Source organism: Streptomyces sp. NPDC012935 (assembly GCF_042900345.1).
In the GTDB taxonomy this organism is placed as follows: domain Bacteria; phylum Actinomycetota; class Actinomycetes; order Streptomycetales; family Streptomycetaceae; genus Streptomyces.
In genome coordinates this window covers 391,201-410,210 of record NZ_JBIBBC010000007.1, presented here as the reverse complement: position 1 = coordinate 410,210, position 19,010 = coordinate 391,201, and the positions used below count along the sequence as shown (strand labels likewise).

At 67.4% G+C, this 19,010-nt stretch carries 19 protein-coding genes; 9 read left to right on the top strand and 10 right to left on the bottom strand.

The window, feature by feature from the left end:
- Positions 1–15: 15 nt before the first annotated feature.
- Positions 16–321 (top strand): hypothetical protein, encoded by a 306-nt coding sequence (locus ACFY5C_RS20270; RefSeq protein WP_389446074.1) that lies wholly within the window; start codon positions 16–18, stop codon positions 319–321.
- A 53-nt stretch (positions 322–374) separates the two neighbouring features.
- Here ACFY5C_RS20270 and ACFY5C_RS20265 read toward each other — a convergent pair whose 3' ends face one another.
- Complete coding sequence (locus tag ACFY5C_RS20265) at positions 375–803, bottom strand: hypothetical protein (protein WP_389446072.1); 429 nt, start codon at positions 801–803, stop codon at positions 375–377.
- Between the two features lie 116 nt (positions 804–919).
- Between ACFY5C_RS20265 and ACFY5C_RS20260 the strand changes: the two genes are divergently transcribed.
- Positions 920–1,573 (top strand): hypothetical protein, encoded by a 654-nt coding sequence (locus ACFY5C_RS20260; RefSeq protein ID WP_389446070.1) that lies wholly within the window; start codon positions 920–922, stop codon positions 1,571–1,573.
- Positions 1,574–1,679: 106 nt separating this feature from the next.
- Positions 1,680–2,168 carry a hypothetical protein gene (locus ACFY5C_RS20255; protein WP_389446069.1) on the top strand — a complete coding sequence of 163 codons (489 nt, stop codon included), beginning with the start codon at positions 1,680–1,682 and terminating at the stop codon, positions 2,166–2,168.
- A gap of 38 nt (positions 2,169–2,206) precedes the next feature.
- On the opposite strand, the gene ACFY5C_RS20250 is transcribed toward ACFY5C_RS20255, so the two are convergent.
- A complete protein-coding gene (locus ACFY5C_RS20250) occupies positions 2,207–2,602 on the bottom strand; it encodes a hypothetical protein (protein WP_389446067.1) in 396 nt (131 codons plus the stop codon).
- A gap of 39 nt (positions 2,603–2,641) precedes the next feature.
- On the opposite strand from ACFY5C_RS20250, the gene ACFY5C_RS20245 reads away from it, so the two are divergent.
- Positions 2,642–3,295 (top strand): hypothetical protein, encoded by a 654-nt coding sequence (locus tag ACFY5C_RS20245; RefSeq protein WP_389446065.1) that lies wholly within the window; start codon positions 2,642–2,644, stop codon positions 3,293–3,295.
- 495 nt (positions 3,296–3,790) lie between these two features.
- On the opposite strand, the gene ACFY5C_RS20240 is transcribed toward ACFY5C_RS20245, so the two are convergent.
- The 3 genes from ACFY5C_RS20240 to ACFY5C_RS20230 are packed head-to-tail and all read right to left on the bottom strand — an operon-like array spanning position 3,791 to position 5,176.
- Positions 3,791–4,033: a hypothetical protein gene (locus ACFY5C_RS20240; protein ID WP_328878837.1), complete on the bottom strand. Its 243-nt coding sequence runs from the start codon at positions 4,031–4,033 to the stop codon at positions 3,791–3,793.
- Between the two features lie 51 nt (positions 4,034–4,084).
- On the bottom strand, positions 4,085–4,888 hold the full coding sequence (locus ACFY5C_RS20235) for a hypothetical protein (protein WP_389446063.1): 804 nt from the start codon (positions 4,886–4,888) through the stop codon (positions 4,085–4,087).
- A 9-nt stretch (positions 4,889–4,897) separates the two neighbouring features.
- Entirely contained in the window at positions 4,898–5,176 is a 279-nt protein-coding gene (locus ACFY5C_RS20230; protein WP_389446062.1) for a hypothetical protein, read from the bottom strand.
- Between the two features lie 805 nt (positions 5,177–5,981).
- Here ACFY5C_RS20230 and ACFY5C_RS20225 point away from each other — a divergent pair.
- The 4 genes from ACFY5C_RS20225 to ACFY5C_RS20210 all read left to right on the top strand — a co-directional run bounded on the left by ACFY5C_RS20225 (position 5,982) and on the right by ACFY5C_RS20210 (position 13,786).
- Complete coding sequence (locus ACFY5C_RS20225) at positions 5,982–7,967, top strand: toxin glutamine deamidase domain-containing protein (RefSeq protein WP_389446060.1); 1,986 nt, start codon at positions 5,982–5,984, stop codon at positions 7,965–7,967.
- A 140-nt stretch (positions 7,968–8,107) separates the two neighbouring features.
- Positions 8,108–10,216: an SUKH-4 family immunity protein gene (locus ACFY5C_RS20220; RefSeq protein WP_389446058.1), complete on the top strand. Its 2,109-nt coding sequence runs from the start codon at positions 8,108–8,110 to the stop codon at positions 10,214–10,216.
- A gap of 467 nt (positions 10,217–10,683) precedes the next feature.
- The gene (locus ACFY5C_RS20215) at positions 10,684–12,615 is read left to right on the top strand and encodes an SUKH-4 family immunity protein (protein ID WP_389446056.1); all 1,932 of its coding nucleotides are present in this window, start codon (positions 10,684–10,686) and stop codon (positions 12,613–12,615) included.
- A 652-nt stretch (positions 12,616–13,267) separates the two neighbouring features.
- On the top strand, positions 13,268–13,786 hold the full coding sequence (locus ACFY5C_RS20210; RefSeq protein WP_389446054.1) for a hypothetical protein: 519 nt from the start codon (positions 13,268–13,270) through the stop codon (positions 13,784–13,786).
- A 121-nt stretch (positions 13,787–13,907) separates the two neighbouring features.
- On the opposite strand, the gene ACFY5C_RS20205 is transcribed toward ACFY5C_RS20210, so the two are convergent.
- The 5 genes from ACFY5C_RS20205 to ACFY5C_RS20185 all read right to left on the bottom strand — a co-directional run bounded on the left by ACFY5C_RS20205 (position 13,908) and on the right by ACFY5C_RS20185 (position 17,872).
- Complete coding sequence (locus tag ACFY5C_RS20205) at positions 13,908–14,300, bottom strand: hypothetical protein (RefSeq protein WP_389446053.1); 393 nt, start codon at positions 14,298–14,300, stop codon at positions 13,908–13,910.
- Between the two features lie 358 nt (positions 14,301–14,658).
- Positions 14,659–15,789 carry a hypothetical protein gene (locus ACFY5C_RS20200; RefSeq protein WP_389446051.1) on the bottom strand — a complete coding sequence of 377 codons (1,131 nt, stop codon included), beginning with the start codon at positions 15,787–15,789 and terminating at the stop codon, positions 14,659–14,661.
- Between the two features lie 66 nt (positions 15,790–15,855).
- The gene (locus ACFY5C_RS20195; RefSeq protein ID WP_389446049.1) at positions 15,856–16,269 is read right to left on the bottom strand and encodes a hypothetical protein; all 414 of its coding nucleotides are present in this window, start codon (positions 16,267–16,269) and stop codon (positions 15,856–15,858) included.
- A 227-nt stretch (positions 16,270–16,496) separates the two neighbouring features.
- The gene (locus ACFY5C_RS20190) at positions 16,497–17,525 is read right to left on the bottom strand and encodes a PE-PGRS family protein (RefSeq protein ID WP_389446047.1); all 1,029 of its coding nucleotides are present in this window, start codon (positions 17,523–17,525) and stop codon (positions 16,497–16,499) included.
- 20 nt (positions 17,526–17,545) lie between these two features.
- Positions 17,546–17,872: a WXG100 family type VII secretion target gene (locus ACFY5C_RS20185; protein WP_389446045.1), complete on the bottom strand. Its 327-nt coding sequence runs from the start codon at positions 17,870–17,872 to the stop codon at positions 17,546–17,548.
- Between the two features lie 563 nt (positions 17,873–18,435).
- Between ACFY5C_RS20185 and ACFY5C_RS20180 the strand changes: the two genes are divergently transcribed.
- Positions 18,436–18,981 carry a hypothetical protein gene (locus ACFY5C_RS20180; RefSeq protein ID WP_389446043.1) on the top strand — a complete coding sequence of 182 codons (546 nt, stop codon included), beginning with the start codon at positions 18,436–18,438 and terminating at the stop codon, positions 18,979–18,981.
- The last annotated feature ends 29 nt before the right edge of the window (positions 18,982–19,010 follow it).

Here is a 19,010-nt window from a genome sequence, read left to right as displayed (position 1 = left end):
GAGGAGAGCACCCCCGTGGCATCGGACGACCCGGCATCGCCCGCCTCCTGCGAGCAGGCTCTGGCCATCGTGCGGAGCCGCTACGCGCAGCCCAAGCTGCCGGACGGTACTCCGGCCGAGCTGCGCGTGGCGGAATTCGACATCGGCTACCTGGTGTACGCGGTGTTCCCGCCGGTCACGGACGCCGCAGGCCGGCCTCAGCCGGCTCCGCCCGGCGGCAGCAAGATCGTAGTCTGCAAGGAGACCGGCGAGACCGTCCCGGTGCCCAACTATCCGACTGCGGCGGCCATCGCGCTGTACCGGAGGCAGCGACAGTCATGACCGTGCGCCGGGTGCCTGCCGGGGGCTTGGCCGCCCGTACTTCGTCCGCGCGATCAGTACAGCGAGAACCCTCCGCTGTGCCGCCCCTGGTTCTTCTTCCCGGACTGAGAGTCCTCGCCCTGCGCCCCCTTCGGCTCGGACGACCCGGAGGCGGGGCCACCGCCGGTGAGCGGCTCGCCGTGCCTGATCTGGTCGCGCTCGTCCTCCGACAGCGACTCCCACTGACCGCGCAGGGAGGCCATGCCTCCTCCCAGGGCTCGTGACACCGCGGGGTCGTCCATGGCGTCGCGCAGGGCGAGGCGGCCGGAGAGCAGCTTCTTGGCCGCCTCCTGCAGGTCCTTGCCGGCGGCGTCGGTCTCGGACAACTTGCGCAGGGCGGAGTTCAGGGAACGGATCTGTTCGGGTTCGAGTGCCTCGTCGAGCACGCCGCGTTCCTGCGAAGAGCCCTGCGGCTTGGCTGAGTTCTCGGGTTGCCTCGTCATGTCGCTGCCTCTCGTCGCCTCTCGACACCTGAAGTATCCCCCGTCACACGGGGGTGCCATGCTGGGCCCCCACCGGCCGTAGAGAAGAAGGACCGCATCGGAAGGACCGCATCGTCATGGCTCGGACGCAGGGCACAGGAAACGGCACCGGCGTAGACCGTTCCCTCGCCGGGCTCGTCGGCAGAGCCTTTGGGCGCCTGGGGCGCGCGGGCGGCCTGGTCTTTCTGATCGCGGGCCTCGGCCTGAGCGGGTTCGGCGCGTACGAGGGGGCGTACGCGGCGGGTTGGGCCGGCACCCACGGCACACTGACCGTGCAGCAGTGCGAGGTGAACTACCCGAACAACGCCTCCCGCAGCAGCCGTAAGAACCGCCGTCCCGTCCGCTGCGAGGGCACGTTCGTCGCGGAGGGCGGCAAGGGCACGGACCACAACGCGGCGGTGCAGGTCAGGCAACGGTACGGGCAGGGAACCGAGTTGTCCGTGCAGCAGACGGAGCCGCCGGCGTCGGATGACGGGACAGGCGCCGACTACGTCCAGGCAGGGATGGACCGGGCCTGGCGCTGGTTCGCCGCGTTCTTCGGCGGCTGGGTGTCCACCGGACTCGGCGTGTTCTGCCTCGCCACCGGGTTCGCTCCGTTCGGGGCGAGCCGTATCTCGTTCGACGCTGCCTGGGAGACGGCGGGGCGGGGAGTGACGCGGTCGGCCGTGCTCGGGATGATCGGGGTGGGGCTTGTCGGGGCCGGGGTGACTTTCTTGATCAGCTACTTCTGACCCGGTGGCGAGCCGGCTGACGCCGGGGGGAAGCCTGCGCCGGGTCAACTTCGCGTTGACCTGCGCAAGTTCATCCAACGTTCGATCAACTACGGGGTATCCGGGCATGTCGACGCCTCCACCGCAGTATCCGCAGCAGCCGTACGGGCAGCCGCAGCAGCCGTACGGACAACCGCAACAGCCCTACGGGCAGCCGCAGCCGCCGCGCGGTCCTCAGCGCCCGCAGCCGGGAGGTGCGCTGCGGATGGTGAAGGCCGCCGTCGTCGTCATCGCGATCTTCGGTGGGCTGGGCTACTACGTCTGGGACTACAACACCAGCCCCACCGGCGGCAAGGCGAAGGCGGAGGCTTCGGCGTCCGCGGCGGCCGAAGAGGACAAGACGCACGACCCCGAGATCGGCGACTGCGTGAAGGTCGCAGACCCGCAGGGCGAACCGCTGCCGACGGTCGTCGACTGTGGCTCGCCCGAGGCCCAATACAAGACGGGTGCCCTGCTGCCCGGCCAGGACCAGGAGTGCTCGGCGGAGTACGACTACGGCATCCAGTACCGCAACAGCCGGGGCTTCGACTACACGTTGTGCTTCACCAAGGTCTGATCCGAATCGTCAGCATGCCCTGACCGGAAACGAGCGAGTCAGGGCATCGCGTCCGCCAGCGACGCGCCCGCCGCCGCGAGAATGATCGCCATCATGGCCAGGCGGGTGCGGGCGCGCCGCGCCAACTCCACACTGAGGCCGGCGGAAGCGAGGCTCACGCAGTACATCGCGGTCCCCACGCTCGCCTGGGTACCGCTGTTGAGGCGTCCCACGATCACGAAGAGGCAGACCAGCGCCACCAGCGCCCCGGCGGCCATGAGCCCACCGCGAGCGCTCCGCGCCTGCTGCGACCGCCGACTCGCGAACCCCGGATCCGACTGCCTGGGGAAACTCGCCCGCAACTCGTCCACCTCGGGCGGGACCGGATCGCCCTCGTCGCCTCGCAGCTGCGTCTGTACGTGTTCCCCGCCGAGTTCCCGGCCGTGCGTCGTCATGGGGAGGCAGCGTAGGTCAATTCGCTAAGCTCACGCACCATGTTGCCTTCGCACACGCCCTCCCCCGCGCCCGACGCCATGGTCATTCGGACCGGCCGTCGCGGCGCCATGACCGGCCTCCCTTGCTCCGTCCTGCTCATCGCGTTGGGCGCGGTCGGCGTCGTCGGCGCGGTCGTGGTTGCTACCGGGAACCAGAAGGGGGAATCCAACCCGGCGGGTTACGTGGGCCTCGTGTTCATGCTGCTGCTCGGTGCGCTAGGCGTGTTCCTGTTCATCGCCAACTGGGCGAACCGTCGCAGCCGGATCCTCGTCGACGCCACAGGCCTGTGGGTCGAGAACGGAAATCTTCGCAACGTCATCCCCTGGCAGGGGCTAGCCGGAGTCGGCCTGTACTGGAGCAAGTTCGGCCGAAGCCAGAAGGTCTACTCCCTCGAACTGTTCCCCACCGGCCCGATCGACCGGGACGACCCCGTCCTGTGGACCCTCGTCCGCGACGAGGAGCCGTTGCACCCCGACCTGCCCCGCCTGCGCCACCGCCTCCCCTTCCCCGCACCCTGCCGACAGGAACTCGTCTCGGCGGTCCAGCAGTACGTCCCGCACATCTGGCTCGGCGAGTCCGAACGTGCCGAGGGCCACGTCGGCCGCCCCGACGTCAAGGGACACCGACAGCGCACCCAGGGCCGTACACAATGACCGGTCGGCCCTCCTGCCGCCCCCTCCAGGCAACAGCGGCGACCTGCAACGGACTTGTGACAGCAAACACCTGAAGTCATCAACAGGTGAGTCCGTAAACTTTGCTGACGGCTGTACTCCTGTGTGATTTCCCTCGGCTGGTGAGGGACGTGTACGGCCGTGCTGTCTGACGGGGGTGCTTTCTGCTGTGTCGATGATGCTGCCGGACGAACTCGAGTGGGTTCTCCAGATGCTGGGCTACAAATGGCCCACGGCAGACGAGGACAAGCTCAGAGACTCAGCGGCGCTGTGGCGCAAGTTCGGCGAGGACGTCACCGACCTCCACACCAAGGCGAACACCAGCGCCCGCACGGTGACCGCCAACAACGCCGGCGAGTCGATCGACAAGTTCACGAAGACGTACGAGAAGTTCGACGGCGGGGGCGGCGGCGACGGCTACCTCCGGAACGCCGCCGAGGCCGCCTTCCTCATCGCGAACGTGATGGAGACCTGCGCCTACCTCGTCGAGTTCGCCAAGTGGGCGGTGATCGCCCAGCTGATCGCCCTGGCCATCCAGATCGCCGCCGCGGCTGCCGCCGCGCCTTTCACCTTCGGTCTGTCCTCGGTAGCGGGAATGGGCGCCACCCAGGCGGCCCGCCTCCTCGTGCGCCGCATCCTCGACGAGCTCAAAAAGGCGCTGCTCGAGGCACTCATCGAGACCATGAAGGAACCTGCGATCTCGGCGATCGAGGCGATCATCACCGACCTCATCCGCCAGACCGTGAACGTCGGCTTCGGCGCCCAGGAGGGCTACGACATCGGCGCCACCATGAAGGCCGGCGGCACGGCGGGACTGGAGGCCCTGAAGCAGAGCCCGCAGACGTTCGCCGAGGGCGTGCGCGACAGCATGGGCAAGAAGGCGGGCGATCGCTTCCACCACGCGATCGACAGCCGTATCGACGGGTACAACGGGCCGTCGGGGACGCCGGGCAGCAACAACGGTGCCGGGGCCGACGGGAGCGGTGACGGCAGCAGCGGGAGCGGGGACTCCGGCTCGGGGAGCTCCAACTCCAGCTCTTCGTCGTCGTCCTCGGACTCCGGTTCGTCGGGGTCTTCGGACTCGTCGACATCGTCGAACTCGTCGAACTCGTCCGACTCGTCGACATCGTCGCGTTCGAGCAACGGCAGTGGGCCGGGCGTGAACATAGGCAACGGGATATCGGCCGACACCGGCGGCAACGACATCGGCGGACCGAATGTCGGGGCGGGCCCTGATTCCGGCTCGGGGTCCGATTCCAACTCCGGCTCCGGGCAGAATCCGTCCTCCTCGGACGCGCCGTACTCGAGGCCGACGGTGGCCCCTTCCGGATCGTCCCTGTCGGACTTCGACGACCCCTCGTCCGGCGGGACGTCCAACTCCCCCGGCTCCAACGGTTCGTCCGGCACGCCGAGCGCCTCCGGGACCTCGCACTCCGGTGGCGGTTCCGGCGTATCCGGTCTGTCCTCGCCGTCTCCGTCGGCACAGTCCGCGCCCGCGTCGGCGTCATCCGGCGGTACGTCCTCCTCGCCGGGGAGCGGCTCGATCGGTACCCAGATCGACGGCCTGGCCGCCACCGCTCCCACTCAGTCCAACGCGGCACCGACGCCCACGGCCGACTCGTCTGCCGCCAGTTCCGGCGCCCGTTCGGACGGCGGCTCGGCGATGCCGACCTCGCCCACGGCGCCTTCCACCGGGGGTGCGGCTCCGGGTGGGCAGCACAGCCAGGGCGCCTCCGGCGGCAGCAGCACGCCGTCCGCCACGAGCCCGAACGCCAACTCCGCCCCGGCGAGGAATCCTTCCGCCGGTACGCCTGGCACCCCCTCCGCAACGGGGACGGGGCCTGCCTCCACTCCGAGCGCCACGCCTTCTACGGCGCCTCGGAGTACGCCGGCTGCGACGCCGGGCGGTACGGCTGCCTCAACGCCGGGGGGTACGTCTGGCTCAACGCCGGGGGGCACGTCCGCCTCAACGGCGGGGAGTACGTCTGGCTCAACGCCGGGCAGTGCGTCTGCCTCAGGGCCTGGGAGTAGGCCTGCCTCAACGCCGGACGGGCGAGCTCCGGGTGCGGGGGACGGCCGTACGCCGAGTACGCAGGGCACGCCGGATGGACGAATACCGGCCCAGCGGCCCGGGACTACGATCCCGGGCGACGGCAGCACGCCGCGGAACACCCCCGCCGCCACGACACCCGGCGACCGCACTCCGCCCCGCAGCAACCCCGGGACCGCCACACCGGGGGACGGGACCACGCCCCGCAACAGCACGGACTCTTCCGGCGGCAGCCGTACCAACACTCCGGGCCAGAACCCGAGTACGACCACCCCGAACCAGAACCCGGCGCAGTCGACGCCCCCCAGGGCCGCATCGCCCTCCACCAGCACCCCGACGTCGACGCCCTCCACGTCGACCGGCACCGGACCCGAGCGCACCTCGACACCAGGCAACAGTCCGCACTCGTCGCCCCAGGCCGGCCCCACCAGCAACCCCGCGACTCAGGGGACGCCCGGCACTCCGAACCAGCCGAACCCCGGCTCCACCCCCAACAGGCCACCGCACCAGCCTGCGGGCAGCGCGCCGAACACCCCGAACCAGCCAAGCGCGCAGCCCAACGCTCAGCAGCCCCCGGCGAACACCCCACACCAGCAACAGCAGCCCCAGGTCATCCCGGTGCCGATCCACCACGTGACCCAGGTGCCGAGCAACCAGCCCAGTCAGTCCAACCCACAGACTCCGGACTCCGCCCCCGGCAACCCCAACCAGCAGGGCTCCTCGGACAACCCGAAGCCGAGGGAGACTCCGAACCCGGCCTCGGAGACCCGCAACACCAACCCGCCGGGCGGCGTAACCGACCCCACCAGGGCGGAACAGGACGCCCTGGAGAACTCCGTCCCCCGAGACGAGAACGGCGACCCGACCCGACCGCCGGACCCATCGGACGGCCGCTGGGTGGAGCGCATCAACGGCGAAGGACGAGACGCCCCCGGCCGCAACAACAACTGCGTCGACACAGCCCTGTCCACGGTCGACACCTACGCCGGAAACCCCACGGCCGCCGGGGCGCGCACCCCGGACCTGGACGCCGACGGCAACCCCTCGGACCGCGGTGAGAAGGGCGGCCGCGACCGCATCGAGAACACCCTCGGCGCCCGCTTCAGCGACATGGGCAACGGACGCGACGCCTTCAACCGCCTGGAGAACACCCTCCGCAACAGCGGACACGGCTCGCAGGCTGTCATCATCACGCAGGACGCCAACGGACGGGCCCACGCGTGGAACGCCGTCAACCACAACGGCAAGATCACATACATCGACGCCCAGACGGGGCAGCAGAGCTCGAGGCCGCTGCACGACGGAAACAACGGGGTCTTCGCGATTCCGCTGGACTCGAACCGGCAGCCAGTGACGCCGAACCAGCCTGGCGCCACGGACTCCAACAGCCCTGATGGCGACCGCAGCAACCCTCGAACCTCCCCAGAGTCGTCTGCCGACACAGCGCGGAGGCCAGCTGCCGAACCGGCTGGCCAGCCATCCAGCGGCCAGAATGCAGACGGAAAGGACGACAAGGACGGCAACGGCGACAAAGACGGCAAGGGCAAGAACGCCGGACTCGAACCGCACCCCGACGACTCTCACCCACGCCTGGACCGCGAGTTCGGCGACAAGAAGCAGCAACAGGGCAACCTGGACCCGGACGATTCGCAGCAGCGTGTCCGCCAGACCAATCCTGTTTTTCGCCTGCAGCAGGGCCACGTCGACCAACAACTGCAGACATGGGCAAAGAACGGTCAGCTCGCTCACGTCCTGAACGTGGCCGCGGATTCCGCGAAGGACCCCAACACCTCCCCAGATCGACCGCGTACCTTCACATCGGATGGGTTGAACAAGGCCCTGCCCGGATTCGATTCTCTGAACCGGGGGGAGAAAATGCTGGTCATCTCCACTTTGGCTCGCCTCAGCCAATCAGCTCACGAGCAGTACGGCGTGAACAGCAACCCGATGGCCAACGGCAAGGAGTCCGAAGGCGCCGCCAAGCACAAGACTCCCGGCGAGCGCGTCAGAAAGTTGATGACGAAGCTCGAGGTTCCGGATACACACACACCGGACCTGACTCAACGAAACTTCGCGGTAGTCGAGTTGCGGCGGGACGACGGCACCATCGAATATGTGACGGACTCGTCGTTCCCAAGCCGCTCAGGCGTTACCGGTCTGCATTCGGAACGACACATCGCCGACTGGATCGACGAGGTCAACAAAGCCCATAAGGGCACAGGGCGCAACTACACAATCAGCGCCCTGTACACCGAACGCGAGCCGTGCGGCGACAAGAAGGGCGGACTCGGGAGTTCCAACTGCTCAAACCTTCTGGGTGAGCGCCTGGCCGGCGCGCCTGTGTACTACAGCACCACATACCGGGCCGACCCAGCGGATCAGAAGCGATCCGAACTGACCAGGGAACTCCAGAAAAAGCGCCGGGCAGAACTCAAGTTGGACCCAAGAGCCGCTCTTCCCGACGAGGAAAAGAAAAAGATCACGGCTGAGGTCAAGAAGAAATACCCGGTCACCACCAACGAGAAGAACCGCGATCGAGAGATGGTCAGACATGTCAGGAAGGTCGAAGCCCTCTGGAAGGGGATCGCGCCGCAGCTAAAGTAGCCCCCTAGCCCGCCCCTGTGTGAACACACCGAAGGTCAGCAGATTCAGCGATGAGCCCTCAGACAGCCACCCCCTCGCCCATGTCACCCGACCAAGCCCTGGCCGAGCTCCTGGAGTGGTCGCACAACGGGCCCCAGCGCGTGGCCGAGCTGACCGGCCCTCCCGGGTCCGGACGGACAGAGACACTGCTGCGGCTGAGTGAAGCCCGAGGCGAGGCGGTCCTCGTGGATGCCACCGGGCTGACCTGTGAGGACCTCATCGGGCAGGTCATGACGGCTGCTGGATTCACCACTCTGCCGGAGAAGCGGGCGGACTGGGGATTCGAGCTTGAGGACTCCCCGCTGGGTGGCGGGCTGGTCATCATCGTCAATGCCCACCGTGCGGGGCGTACTCGGCGTTCCGCGGAGCCCGAGCGCATGGTGCACCGCTTCGCCGGTGAACTGGCAGTTGGCGGCGGTCTCAAGGTCGTGGTCGAGCGGGATCTGCCGGATGTCCGGTTGGCACACGATCACTTGGTCGTGGCGCTGCAACCGGGCAGTTCCGAAGAGGCCGCGGAGCACCTGCTCGACGGCACGGACACCGAAGCGTTGCGTGCACTCGCCCTGGCCGAGGTCCGTCGCACTCCCTTGCCTGTGTGGAGCGCCCTCGCCCAGGCACTGGGACCCCATGTGGGCCGGTCTCCGGATGTAGCCACGACGCTGGGGGCTACTGGCGAGCTACTGGAGGTGGACAGCGACGGCTGGGTCCGCTTCCGTGATGAGCGGCATGCCGAGGCTCTACGTCGAACCACTGATTCCGAGATCGTGCGAGCCGTGAATGTGGAGCTGGTCGCCTGGCTGCGCGATCAGCCCGCGGCGGCGGCAACCGGCCAGTACCTGACACAGGGACTGGCGATGCACGCCGTGCAGGCCGGCGAGTTCGACTCTGTTCAGCGCGACGGCCGGCTCGTTGCCCGAATCGATCAAGTCACCCTGATCGACGCGGCCCACGCCGACGACTCGTGTGTCGTGAACGGTGCGTCCCCGGCCGGGGACGCGGTCAACTTGTGGATGTGCGGCGTCGATTCCCTGTCCCAGGGTGAATGGGCATCGTGGCTACACCTGATGAGTACGGTGCGTGGCGACACGGAGACCGCCGCCCAGATCGCCTCGTCCGGCCAGTCGCTGCCTTGGCAGGTGCGCTGGGCCCATTGGCGCCCACCGGGTGCCCTGAACGCCGCGTACGTTCGGCCCGGTCCACTGGGAGACCCGGTCCTCGCCCCCGAGGACTATCTCCCCGGTCGGCACGCCGTCTCCGCTCCCGGGGAATGGGACGAGCGATACCGGGTCTGGGACGCCCAAACCGGCGAGGAACTGGCCGGCCCTTGGCTGGAGGCGATGCCGGCACCGGGGCTGCGCGAGCCGCTCTGGCTCACCGACGTGGAACGCAACGTCACACCTGACTGGGACGACTTGACCGTTTTCGACACGCTGGAACCGCCCTTCGTGTCGGATCAGGTGACGCTCGGCGACCTCGTCATCGTAACCGGGCTCGGCGGCATCTTCGCGGTCGACCTCAACGCCCCCACCGCAAGTCCGAACATCAGCAAGGTGCATGGGGAACCGCTCTTCGACGACTCCGGTTTCCACCCCGCCTTGCACCGCGGGACAGCACCGCCGCGAGGCTCCTACGACCCCGGCCTCTTCGAACCGGGCGTCGTACGTCGCCTGCCCTCCGGCATGCTGCCCGAAGGGGTGACGGAAGCCGAGGCACGTCGCGTTCTCACGGACGTCGGCCTGCCCGCCTTCGAAGGCGCCGCTATCCGGCTCGAGGCTCTCGACGAAGTGGGTCTGTCTCGGCTCGCTCCTGATGACCTGCCAGCAGATGCCGCTCCAGGTACGTACTACAAGATCGGTACGTGGGGTGCCGGTGATCTGGCCCTGCACGGCGGAACGGGGCAGGTCGTCCTGTTCGGTGCGGACGACTGGAGCAGCTCAGAAGACGACTTCGATTCCTACTTCGACGACGAGCCGGAGGAGCCAGCCGACGGCGAAGAGCAGGAATCCGGCCCCGTGCTGATCGCCGGCAGCCTGGCCGCGTTCATCGACCTGCTCCAGCACTACCTTGTGGGCCGCTGCATGCTGGCCAGTAGCGGGAGCCGTACCGAGCGCGTCGCGATCAGAGACGATCTGGAGGACACACTGCCCGACCTCGACAACGCAGACACGGACGCCGCTTTCTGGATTGCTGCACTGCGAGGCATCGGGTGACCAATCCCCCCTGACCGACCGATGACCCTGTGACGGCTGCACACCGCATCCCAACTAGACGGCTGCTGCACTTGCAATGCTTCCCTCCTTCGCCGCCTAGCGAATGGTGTGGGCGGGAGCCCCACGCATCATCATGCTCACTGGCAGGCCGGAGGCGGCGTTTGCCGGCTGCTACCAGCCGTCGGCGATCTACGGAGAACGAAGAAAGCCCTGTGGAGACAAGACCTGAGCGTGCAAAGCCCTGACGCGTGAATGTCACCCCGAACCCGGAAGAAGTCACGGCAGAACTCGCACCGAACCGTGCGCTGCGGTGGATCGACCGACGTCGCGACACAAGCGCCTGGCTATGGATCGGCGGGCGCGCGGGCAGCGGCAGAACGGCGCTGCTGCGCGGGGTTGTTGCCCGCCACCCGGCCGCGGCCCACGTCGACTGCGCCGGCAGGTCCGCGGAGGAGGTGGCCCGGGACGTGGCAGCGGCCCTTGGCATCGCCGCCACGGACTCCTTCAAGGGCAACTTCGCCGCCGTGGCCGGCCGGATCAGCGGCGACCCGGTGGTCGTACTCACGAACACGCAGTGGGCGGGCCGGTTGCGCACCTCGCGCGAACCGGAGCGTGTGCTCGATCAGGTGGCGCGGGCGCTGATCAAATTCCATCGGCGCGGGCTGCGGATGCGTCTGCTGGTCGAAGTCGACGATGCCCCGGGCAGGGCAGACGAGTTGGGCGGGCGGCATCTGACCCTGCTGGGGGGCTTTCAGGGCATGCCCGCCTTCGCGGAGCCGGACGGGGATGCGGCCCTGTCGTCCGCCCTTGCCGCGCTGGCGTTGGCCGAGCACCGTTTCGTTCCCCTGCCCGTGTGGTCCCTGCTCTGCTCCGCCCTTGGCCAAGACATCCCCGAGTCCCGGCTGGCGTCGCTGCTCGGCGACCCGGCGGCAGGGGACTGGATCCACCGGGCGGACGATGGGACAGGCACTCCCCTCATCTCCTTCAATCAGGAGGCAGCGGCCCGGGATCTGCGAACGCGGATGCCCGCCGAGGAAGCCATGTCCTGTCACGCACGCGTAGTCACAGCACTGTCGGCCGCGGCCGCCCCAGAGGCGACACGCTGGTACGCCGAGCGCGCCCTGGCCGGTCACGCAGCAGCGGCCGACCGGTTCAATGCGTTCCTCGAAGACACCGCGGCCGTCGCCAGGGTCGGCCACGAGTCGCTCTTCGAGGCATTCGAAGCCGCGTTCCATGCACGACCCATCCCGCAGGGAAGTGCCGGGGCCCGCCTCCACTACCTGGCGCGCCGTGGCGTGCAGCCGTCATCCAAGGGTGAGTGGCTGGCGCTGCTGCACCTGACCCTGATGCAGGCCGGGCCGACGGAGGAAACAGCCGCCGATCGGCTCCTGTCGGAGGCCGGCCCCGTGGCCCTCCCCTGGCGGACGCTCTGGGCCGAAGGCGTCGGCGCCGGCGTGTTCAGCACAGACGCAGTGGTCAGGCGCCCGGTCGTCCGGAGGCTCCGGATCGTGCCCACACCGACCGGCGACCTGGTCACAGCGCGCACCCGCCGCGACCACATCGGCACCTGGGACCTGGCCTCGGGCGCCCCTCGGCCCGAGCCCGGAGAGGCCTCGGACGCGTCCGACACGACGCAGGCTGATCAGGGGCCTCATGGGTGGCGCCCTGCCGGAGCCGCCGGAGGCGAAGTGGATCTGCCCCGCATGCCCGAGTACATCCGACGAGGCGTGCGCGCGGGCCATCTCCTCGCGCTGGCGTCCACCGACGGGGTGTGCGTGGTCGAGATCAATCAGAGCGCCGAGCAGGAGACCGGTCTCCTCAAGTGCCTGGTGGGCACCGGCACGAAGCTGGCTCCGGCGGACTTGCCGGCCATGGCCCTGGCCCCCACAACCGATTGGCTTACGGATGTCTTGGGCTCTGCGGCGGTCAAACGGTTCCCGCAGGAGACCCTGCCGGCCGCCCTCTCCGACATCGAGGCACGGGCCTTCCTCTCCGAGGTGGGCTTCCCCTGTGTCACAGGCTTCCTGGAACTAGACACAACCGGCCTTGCGGACACGGGCCTGCACCCCGTCGCCGAGCCGCTCGGCAAGCCGGCCGACGCGGAGTCCACGTACTTCTACCTCGGCACCTGGCAAGGTGCACGACTCCTCCTCAACGGCAGCGACGGGAGCGTGCTGCCGGACCGTTCATCGGGGCTCGATGACGCGCTGACCGGAAGCAGCCTCGGCCAGTTCGTCGCGATGGTCCGCCTCTATTACTGGTGGTGGGCCTCCGACTGGTCGATCGAGGACACGGAGTCGGACCTACGCCACTGGCTGAACCTCATCGACCCCCAGGCCTACCGGACACAGGGCTGGCAAAGGGTCTTCGAGGACTACAACTTCGACGACCGGGCCTGACGGGCCGGGCCCGGTTACTCGGCGACGCACGCTTCCCGCGACTGGGCGAATGCCGGCCGCTACGAAGCGCCTGCGGAGTGCGAGGTCGCACACGACGTCTTCGACGACGAGCTGCCCCTCCGAGACCGAGCCTGGGCTCGGGCCAAGCTCAGGGCCGACCAGGAGTGATTTCCCTCGCGGGAGCGCTGAGAAGTCTGATGCTCACCGAAGCGTGATGGCCTGGGCGAGGAGATCTGCCCCGCAGCCGCGGCCTCGTCCAACTGGCAAGCAGCACTGAGCGGATACCGGGACGCCCCCTGAAGGCGGACTGCCCACCCGGCGATCTGGCACTGCTCCAGTCCCGACTGCTGCTCGCCCTATCCCGGCGCTCCCCTCAACGCCCTTCACTCCCCCCGCCCCAGCTCCGACGCCCCCCTCCTGATCTCACTGATAACTTGCTGTTCCTACCTCTTCACTCAGTGGGATTTCAATGAGCCAGCCACCATTCCAGCCGCCACCACAGCCTCCGCAACCCCCTCAGGGCCCCAACAACCCCTACACCCAGCCCGCCCCGCAGCAGCAGCCCCAGGGGTTCGGACCGGCGCCCGCCCCCGGCCAGCCTCCGATGTATCCCGGAGCGCCGCCTGCCCCGGGTCAGCCGCCGATGCAACCCATGTACCCCGCACCGCCGTTCCAGGCGGTGCCCCCCTTCGGGCAACGGCCGGGCACAAGCGGTCATCCGGTGGGCGCGGTCTTCCTCGGGTTCTTTGTCTCGGTCATCGTCTCGCTGCTCTACAGCGGTCTCATTCTGGCCACATACGAGGACCAGTCGGTCACGATGGCCAACACCATCTACCTGGGCCACGCGCTGCTCAACGGAGCTATCGTCGGCTCGTTGGTCGGCCTGGTGGGTCACCGGAACACTGGCGCCCACATCAGTGGGGCCGTCATAGCCGCGCTCGGCGCGTTCTTCGGCTACACCAACGCCATCGTGCTCGTCCTCGCCGAGAACGACGGGGGCGGAGCCCTCTGGGACCTGCTGAGGTACGAGCCGTTCTTCCCGGCCAAGGCATGGTGGAGCGACAACGCCTCCGGCGGAGTCGACGTCTTCTCCTTGCTCGGCCTCGTGCTCGCCGCAGCCGCCGCCTGGGGCCTCGCCTACCTGCTCGGCAGCAGGCGCCCCCAGACGTGACGTCGTCTCAGGCATGACGACGTCGTCTTCAGATGCCGGTCCGGGCGGCCACCGCCTGGTCCCCGGTCGGTAGCTGAGCCGAAGCTCCGGCTTTCAGTCAGCGACTCCCAGCCCGCCCGCCTCAGCGGAAGGCGGGGCTGTCACCGACAGCCGCCAACGCTCCCCCGATACACGTCACCATCATCGCCCACCGCGTATGACCGGTCCGGGCGAGCACAAAACCCCAGCCACCGAGGGCCACACCCACGCCGTAGGTGGCAACCCAGACGCCGAGCGCATCGCCTTGGCCGAGGCGTACGACCATCAGCCCCAGGCAGACCACGGCGACCAACCCGGCGATCGCCGCGTACGTCCCCCGAGCCTGCCGCGCGTCACGCCGCCGCTCCTCCACGAGCCCGGTTCGGCCCTGGGCATGGAACTGCGCCCGCAGTTCATCCGCGCTCGCCCCGGAGGGCAGCGGCCGCCCGCCCGTCCTGTCCGGCCCATTCGCCGCGTTGCCGCCATCCGTTGTCATGGCAACCGAGCCTAGCGGTCTACGTGCTTCCGCAGGCGGCCAGCGCGTCACGTCAAGAACCCTCGAGGTACGCCAGTCCAAGCATCAACGGCACTGAGGCAAAAGCGAGTCCGAACGCCGTAGCCGACATCCCCGTAATGATTTCCCGCTTGGCACGGATCCCAAGAAAAGCGGCAATGAGCGGAAGGACGGCGGTCACCAGAAAGGTGAATCGCCAGCCACCGTCTCCGATGAGGAAGACCATGAGGCCCCAGCAGGCTGGGACGGACGCGACGCTCAGGTAGCACGACCGTGTGAGGAAACGCTCCAGGTCGTCGACCCCGCCAAAGAAACCCATCGATTCTGACCTCGTTCTCCGCTACACAGCCCGGTGGTCGTAACCACTGGTGCCCACCTCGGGAAATCCGTCCGCCGCCGAGAACCCGTTGATGGCCGCCGACGCGGCCAGGGCGATCCCGCTGAGCGCCATCGCAAACCTGTCGAACGTCATAGCCGCCTCCGACCACATTTGCATGAGACGAAGGGCCTGCGCGGCGGCCAACGCGAACATGCCCGCCGAGGCGACCTGTCCACCTACAGGGATCGCGTTGACGGCCCACGCCGCAGCAAGGTTGACCATCCAGATGACGAGCATGTCGCAGAACGCCACCAGGAACGACTTGAGGAATTCAGCAAGCTGAAACGCCAACTGCGCAGCCTGCGCGTAGCAGGTCCGCAGGGATTCGAAGGTCTCCTTGATCTCGTCCAGTTTCTTGGTGAACTCCTCGAAGTACACGGTGGCGGCGTCCGCGGCATTTCCGTCCCAACTGAGACCGACGGTCTGATTGCCCCTGCGCACATTGCCGGCCACCGCATCGCAGAATGATGCGAGGTTGGCCCACACGTCTGCGCAGTCGTTGTACTTGTTCCAGTCCCCGAACACCCAGTTCGTGCAGACGGCGAAAGGGTCGAAGTCGAAGAGGAGCTTGGACGCTTCCACAGCCATGGCGGAAGGGCTACCGATGTCGAGCGCGCTGCCGAGGGTCTTTTGCACCGGACTCATCTTGTACTCGTCCACATGGCCTGACGCGTACTTGACGATGGGGTTGTTGCTGTCCCCGTCCGGCGGCTTCAGTGTGTCCGCTGCATCGCGGGCGTCCGAGAAGTCGTTGGGGTCTCCTCCGGACGCACCGGCAGAGGCCTTGGAACCAGGATAGGTGGCATCGAGCTTGGCTGCCTCGTCCCGGTCCGTGGACCGGTAGTACGTGGCCGAGCCCGCCAACTCCTTCATGGAGGAGTCCAGAACGCCCCGGACCTTGCCCAAAGCCTTCTTGGCCTCGCTCACATACTGGTCGTGCTCTCCGGTGACGAGGTCATAGAGATCCCCGCCTCCCTTCTCGATCTGGGCGTGAGTGCCGACGTATGCAACGGCCTTCTCACCGCCCTCGGCAGCACGCCCGACCAGCTTCGAGAAGCCGTCGATCGCGTCAGGATCCACGTTGAAGTCCACAGTTCCCCATCACCTGCTTCAGCTGACCCATCGGTCGTCCAGCCGCCGAGCACCACCCCTGCGCCATCAGTACAAGGACCAGCCGCGCCCATCGTGACGCGACTTCGTGTCGGATCGGTTCTCGGACTCCGCACGCCGCTCTTCCTCGACCTGCCGCCTCCGCTCCTCGAGCCGGTGCTCCCCTTCCGCGGCGAGCTCTTCCCGCTCACGGTCGGACATGGAGGCCCACTTCTCGGCCAGCGGCGCCGACTGCTGCACCGCCTCCTCGGCGTACGCCGACACATCGGCCGCCTCGCGCAGCCCCATTCGTCCGGAGAGAACCTCCTGGGCCATCTCCTTCAGCGCAGCCCCTCCCAGCCCCGAGGCGAGATGCTCCAGGGACTGCCGCAGGATCTTGGCCTGGGCAGCGTCCTGCTGGGTCATCTCCAGAAACTCGGAGTCATCTAGGGGCTTGTCGGAATTGTTCGCGGCGCTGTCCAAGGAGTACCTCATCGGGAGGGTCGGGGTGTCTCGACCGGCGTGAACCTACCAACGCCTCTGCGAACGCTTCAATACACGGACAGCGCAGGCGCCCCGTGAGACACGTCAACTCAACGCCGGCTGCCAATTGTTGACCGTTACAAATCGGTTCGTTTCGCGAACTTGATCGTTTACAAAGGCGGCCGGCAATCAAGTCGGCAGGAGCGGTGATAGGCACCGCGGCAGCGTCATCCGAACTCATGCCGAGCCCAGTCGTCCGCCCTCCCCGCCTGCGAGTCGGAAGAACTGGAGTTCGCCGCAGAGTCGGTGGCTACAGCTCCGTCGGCGGCGTGTCTTGTGCCGGTGCTCACGCCATGCCCGACCAACGCGTCGACACCCTGCTGTGCACGATCTCCGACCGCCCCGCTCACGGTCTCCTTCGCGTTGTCGACGTACGTGTTCGGGTCCGCGTAGTCGGCCACTGCCGACCCTTCGCCCCCGCTGACCTCGTTGTTGAGACCGTTCACATAGTCGCCGACGGCCGTTTTCGCGACATCAGCCGTCTCACCGACGTCGATACCTGAGCGCGCGTCGAAGTAAGCCTCGACACTCTGCCGGCCCAGATTCTGCGCCATTCCGACGGCAGCCTCGCGCGCCTTGTCCTTGGCGGCGTCTACCACCCGCTCCTGGACGAGCTGTTTGACCTGCTCCTTGACGATCTTCTTGGCCAATGCCTTGAGGGCGTCCATGGTGGCGTGTTCCAAGGCCTTGGTGATCGCCTCCATGACCTCCTTCTTAAGGCGGTCCAGCAGCTCCCGGACGATCAACCGCGTGGCCTGCGTCGCGCCAAGTGCACCGATTTCGGACAGCCCGAACGTGAACGGGGCCGCCGCCTGCGCCGCGATGATCTCGATGGCCAGGGCGACGAGCTGCACGATCACGGCCAGCTTCGCCGTGAGAACCGCCACCGCGGCCGCGTCGAAGGCGAAGGCGATCACTTCGCACGCGGTCCTCGCGTCCGGGATGTATCTGTCCTCGCCGTTCGCCCCCGTATAGGCGCCCCAGTCCTTGGTGAAGCCCTCGATGGCCGAGCCGAAGCTGCCGGCGAGGACGATGCGGGCGAATCCCTCACCGTCCGCCTGGATCTCTTCGAGTTCCTTACCGAAAGCCCGCCAGGTCTCGGCGACCTGGTGCAGCGCTTCTTCGTCGGCCTCGGGCCAGCTGTACCCGAGGAGGTCGAGTACCCAGACGAGCTCGCCCGGCAGTGTGAGCGACATACTGATAGCCCCGACTTCGCTTAGATTTGGCCGGAGATCTTGTCCAGCAGGCTGCTGTTCGACGCGTCCGAGGCTTCGTAGTTGCGGGCGTTGTCCTGCAGGTTGTGCCCGATCTGCTGAAGCCGCTCCGCGAGGCTGTCCATCGATGTGAAGAGGCCGTCACGAATCGGCGCGTAGACCTGACCGAAGATCTCTCCGAATTCCGCGTCCGCCCACGGTTCTCCGATCCCCTCAAGGACACCCTGTAACCGCTTGGAAGCACTCGCTAAATCACCCCCGAGGGCTGTGAATCGCTGCCCCTGCTGTCGGAGTGAAGCAGTGTCCACGTTGAAGGTGTCGAACGTCATCGTTCCCCCGAACTCCCCTTGCTGTACGTCATATTGCACGACAGGCGGATAGCTTAGACTCCTCCCGCACAATCAAGAAAGCCCATCGGTCAAGAGATCGTCAAGCGATTCAAAGGGACCCGCAAAGCGGTGACGGCGCTGCCGCGTTACATCAGTACGGGGAGTCTGCGGGCGAGAAAGGCTCCTCGGATCAGGGCTGCTTCTTGCAGCCGTGGCCGTCGCCCTGTACCCCTTCCAGAACTGCACGGAGAACTCTCCGGTGAGGGCACCATTGGAACCCTCACCGTGTCTTCATGCGAAAACACACGCGAAGACCCACTGCGGCACACATAAACGTTCGACAGAACTTCAGTTCAGTTGCTCCGGAAGCTGGACAGCGCAAAAGGATGCCGACCACTACCCAAACGCGGAAGTGGACACTTCATCGTGTTTCGAATCCGGGGCGAAAATCCCCGTGGCACAAGTGGACGACACGTTCGAACAACCACAGGACCGGGACGCTGGAGACGACGCGTCTCTCGCGCTCTGGCTAAGTACAGGGGAACGCCGCACCGAACACCGCCGTGCCAGGAGAACCTGAGGGGCTCGGCCGTCTCATCGGCGTCGGCCTCATCCTCGTAGGCGTGATATTTCTGGCGCTCGGCGGCTACCTCGGCCCCTACTCCTATGCCTCGTCCACGCCGGGCAAGCTCACCGTCGAGACCTGCACGGTGGACTACAAGTACCGCTCGAGCACGTCGAGTAGTTCGCGTAAGCGGACCAAAACCAAGTGGTGCTACGGCACCTTCACCGCCAACGACGGCACCGCCAAGGACGTCAACGCCGAACTCAAAAGCGACGCCCTGTACCAGCGCGGCGACGTCATCGAGGTCCTCAAGACCGGTGACACGTCCTATCAGCAAGACCAGGGCTGGGTCGGTGCGATCGCAGTCGGCTGCATCTGGTGGTTCGGCGCCCTGTTCCCCCTCACCATCGGCTACTTCGGCATGGTCACCGGCTTCTCCTCGAGCCGAGCGCCGAGCAGGCAGCTCCTGCGCACCTGCGTCGTACTGGTAGGGGTAAGCAGCATCGGTCTCATCGTCAGCCTGCTGGTGGTTTTCATCGCGTGACGAAGGCCCCGGCGTGCCCCCTGGAAAGG

Bases quoted from the DNA above. Each gene is read 5' to 3' on its own strand.
- ACFY5C_RS20265 (WP_389446072.1), bottom strand. From the start codon at position 803: ATGACGAGGCAACCCGAGAACTCAGCCAAGCCGCAGGGCTCTTCGCAG.
- ACFY5C_RS20260 (WP_389446070.1), top strand. From the start codon at position 920: ATGGCTCGGACGCAGGGCACAGGAAACGGCACCGGCGTAGACCGTTCC.
- ACFY5C_RS20255 (WP_389446069.1), top strand. From the start codon at position 1,680: ATGTCGACGCCTCCACCGCAGTATCCGCAGCAGCCGTACGGGCAGCCG.
- ACFY5C_RS20250 (WP_389446067.1), bottom strand. From the start codon at position 2,602: ATGACGACGCACGGCCGGGAACTCGGCGGGGAACACGTACAGACGCAG.
- ACFY5C_RS20245 (WP_389446065.1), top strand. From the start codon at position 2,642: ATGTTGCCTTCGCACACGCCCTCCCCCGCGCCCGACGCCATGGTCATT.
- ACFY5C_RS20240 (WP_328878837.1), bottom strand. From the start codon at position 4,033: ATGATCGCCTCGATCGCCGAGATCGCAGGTTCCTTCATGGTCTCGATG.
- ACFY5C_RS20210 (WP_389446054.1), top strand. From the start codon at position 13,268: ATGTACCCCGCACCGCCGTTCCAGGCGGTGCCCCCCTTCGGGCAACGG.
- ACFY5C_RS20205 (WP_389446053.1), bottom strand. From the start codon at position 14,300: ATGACAACGGATGGCGGCAACGCGGCGAATGGGCCGGACAGGACGGGC.
- ACFY5C_RS20190 (WP_389446047.1), bottom strand. From the start codon at position 17,525: ATGTCGCTCACACTGCCGGGCGAGCTCGTCTGGGTACTCGACCTCCTC.
- ACFY5C_RS20185 (WP_389446045.1), bottom strand. From the start codon at position 17,872: ATGACGTTCGACACCTTCAACGTGGACACTGCTTCACTCCGACAGCAG.